This window comes from Roseomonas rosulenta (assembly GCF_016106005.1).
In the GTDB taxonomy this organism is placed as follows: Bacteria; Pseudomonadota; Alphaproteobacteria; order Acetobacterales; family Acetobacteraceae; genus Neoroseomonas; species Neoroseomonas rosulenta.
The window spans coordinates 1-587 of record NZ_JACADR010000646.1; the positions used below are offsets into that span (position 1 = coordinate 1).

Annotated in this window: 1 protein-coding gene; it reads right to left on the reverse strand. The window is 76.1% G+C overall.

Translation table 11 applies throughout. The annotated features are described in order from the left end of the window. Positions 1 to 566: pentapeptide repeat-containing protein (locus HW578_RS27445; protein ID WP_232479342.1), on the reverse strand; the 566-nt coding region annotated here is incomplete at its 3' end. Positions 567 to 587: the final 21 nt, after the last annotated feature.

The window sequence follows — 587 nt, forward strand, 5'->3', positions numbered from 1 at the left end:
CCGCCGGCGCGGGCGGCCTGGGCGGCGGCGCGGCTGCCGGGAACCGCGGCCTCGATCGCCGCCTCGCGCGCGGCGGCACGGCGTTCCAGGCTCTCGAGCACCGCCTGCGCGCGGTTGAGGTCGCGTTGCAGCCGCGTCCGCAGGGCCGCCATCCGGGCCTCAGCCGCCGGCCGCGCAACGCGGTTGGCCGCGAGTTCGGCGCGGATGGTCCGGGCCTCGATCCAGCGGCAATAGAGCAGCGCGTCGAAGGCGATCTGCAGCGCGTCGAGCTCGGCATTCTCCTGGGCCAGGGCGGCATCGAGCCCTGGGGTTGCAGGTGCGGCCTGCGCACCGCGGGCGAAATTGGTCGGAACGGTGCCGGTGCGCGGGAAGGGCCCCTGGGGGGCCTGCCCGGCGCTGCCGAGGAACGCATCGCCGGCGCCGTTGAAGCTGCCGAGCTGGTTGCGGCAGCCCTCCCCGGCATCGGCGAAGCCGCCCGGCGGGGCGCAGGCGTTGAGGGCGAAGGCCGCGCCGGTCAGCACCGCATCCGAGAAATCGGCGCCTTCGAGGTTGGCGCCGTCGAACACCGCGCCCTCCAGCCGGTTGCC